The following is a 2,318-nucleotide window of genomic DNA, read 5'->3' as shown; positions in this document are numbered from 1 at the left end:
CCTCGTACTGTTCGAGCCCCGCCGCGCCCGTCAGTGACTCGTGGTCGAGCAGGGCGAGCAGGTCGTCTGCCCCGAGACCGCCCTGGTCGGTGTCCAGCCAGGCGTCGTAGCCGTCCGGGGTGAGGAATGCCGGCATCCGGTCGTGCACCTCGCCCGGGGCGACGTGGGCGTCCCGCGTGATGATCGCCAGCGACAGCCGCCACTTGTCCGGGTCGCCGTCGGGCTTCGTCGGGTCGGGCCACGCGCTCACGACCCCGGCCATCGCGAGGGCACCGCCGGGTTCGTGCACGAAGTGCGGTTCCTTGCCGTCGTCGCGCACGACCCACTCGTAGTAGCCCTGCGCGGGGACGATGCACCGGTTCGTCGCGAACGCCCGCTTGAACATGCCGCTCGTCGCGACCGTCTCGATGCGGGCGTTGATCGGCTTCGGGCGCTGCTTCTGGAAGTCCTTCGCCCAGCTCGGCACGAACCCCCAGCTGATCTGCGGGAGCTCGCGTTGCCCGTGCCGCTGCCGGACCGCGAAGACCGGGTCGGTCGGCGCGACGTTCCAGCTCGGCACCAACCCGGTGCCGACCACGCCGGTGTCCTCGTCGACGTGCTCGGTCCGATCGGCGAGCGCACCGATGAGTTCCGGCAGCAGATCGGCCGTGGTGTCGGAGACGACGAACCTTCCACACATGCGCCCAGTGTGCCCGGTACCACTGTCGGACGCCCGTGGGCGTTCGTCAGTCGTGCAGCGGAGGAGCCGAGCCAGCCCTGTGCGGGGCGTGCACCGCTCCCGCCGCCGATCGACGTGCGCGTTCGCTCCGGCCGAGCTCGACGACACGCTCGACCAGGACCACGCCGTACAGCCCCGCCCACGCGATCGCGTACCCGGGGAAGCCGGTGACCGCGACCATCGCCGTGACGAAGCACAGGAGCGCCCCGACCGCGGTCGCCCAGCGGGCCAGTTGTCGCGTGAGCCCGCGTGCCAGCAGCTCGACGTCGTTGCGGACCGCCTCGGCGTGCTCGGGGAGGACCTCGAGCGGCCGCCGCCGCAGGTACGGCCCGACGGTCTTCCGGACCCACATCTGCGCATCGGGACGGATCTGGCGTCCGTTGATCGTCGCCGCCGGCCCTGGTTCGCTCGCGGTCGGACAGCACGCGGCGGCCGCGAGGCCCGCGGCGACGGCGAGCAGCACGATCGCAACGGTCGAGCCGACGACGCCGCTGCCGGCCCAACCGGTCGCCGTCTGACGCCACACGCCCACCGCACCGACCAGCAGGGCGACACCGAGCGCGATCCACCGAGCACGGCGGACCTTGCAGGCATCGCGCACCGTCGGCAGTCGCTCGCGGAACACCCGCCACCCCAGTCGGAACACGGGTTCTGTCTACCCGTCCTCGCCCGGCAGGGCCAGCTTGCTCCCACCCGGAGCCCCGGGCCGGCCTCGCTTCGGGGCGCTGGCGGCGGGTCTGGCACCACCGATGAACATGGTCACCGCGACGGCGATCCACGTGGCTCGACGGACCCGCCTGGGATCGACCACCGCGTCGAGGCGGTCTCGCAGGACCTGCCACCCGAGTCTGAACACGAGGTTCCGTCTACTCCACGAAGCTGACAGCGGCAGGGCCCGGACACGCCCGACGCGCTGGCACCCGCGGGCAGCGACCGCCCGCTGTTCCGCGCCGCTCCAGGGATCGTCCAGGAACGCACGGTGCGCTCGTGTCATGAGTCTCGACATCGTCTACACCGCCGCCGCCCACGCCACCAGAGGCGGCCGGGACGGCCACGTGCGGAGCGAGGACGACACCTCGGGGAAGGGGCCCTGGGTGAGCGTGACGACCGTGCCGTCGCCGTCCTCGGCGAACTCGAGCGTGAGGGACAGCGGCGTCCCGTCCTCGATGCCGGGGATGCCCTCGGCGGTCGACGTCCCGACGATGATCCGGTTCTCCTCGACCTCCTGGAGCGTCGACTGCACGGGCGAGGCCCACCCGGGGTCGTCGTTGCTCACCATGGTGAGGTTCCAGGCCCCACCGACGCGGGCGTCGACCTCGACGGTGGCGACGGGGACGTGGAAGCCGAGCGGCCCGAACCAGAGCGCGAGCTGTGCGGGGTCGACGAACGCGCGGTAGACGTCCTGGACGGGGTACGCGAACCGGTGGGTGGCGTGNGCGGAGAACTGCTCGGTCATGACTGCTCCTGCTGGTCGTCGGACGGGACGGTGGGTGCTGTGGACGCGCCGCCCACGGTGGCGGGCGGACGCTGGGAGGCGAGCAGCGCCTCCAGGCTGTCGAACCGGCGGGTCCAGACCGGCTGCAGCCCGCTCAGCCACCCG

At 72.4% G+C, this 2,318-nt stretch carries 3 protein-coding genes; all 3 read right to left on the bottom strand.

What is annotated here, in order from left to right; translation table 11 throughout:
* Nucleotides 1–679, bottom strand: a 679-nt coding sequence (locus tag I5E_RS00155; RefSeq protein ID WP_022905217.1) for an SOS response-associated peptidase, incomplete at its 3' end; no start/stop codon positions are given.
* A 46-nt stretch (nt 680–725) separates the two neighbouring features.
* Nucleotides 726–1,364, bottom strand: a complete 639-nt coding sequence (locus tag I5E_RS00150; RefSeq protein WP_022905216.1) for a hypothetical protein — start codon at nt 1,362–1,364, stop codon at nt 726–728.
* Between the two features lie 363 nt (nt 1,365–1,727).
* Nucleotides 1,728–2,174, bottom strand: a complete 447-nt coding sequence (locus I5E_RS24055; protein WP_022905214.1) for an SRPBCC family protein — start codon at nt 2,172–2,174, stop codon at nt 1,728–1,730.
* Between the last annotated feature and the right edge of the window lie 144 nt (nt 2,175–2,318).

Origin of the sequence: Curtobacterium sp. B18, from assembly GCF_000333375.1 — a bacterium.
In the GTDB taxonomy this organism is placed as follows: domain Bacteria; phylum Actinomycetota; class Actinomycetes; order Actinomycetales; family Microbacteriaceae; genus Curtobacterium.
The sequence above is the reverse complement of the archived record's forward strand: the minus strand, read 5'-3'. Positions and strand labels throughout refer to the sequence as shown.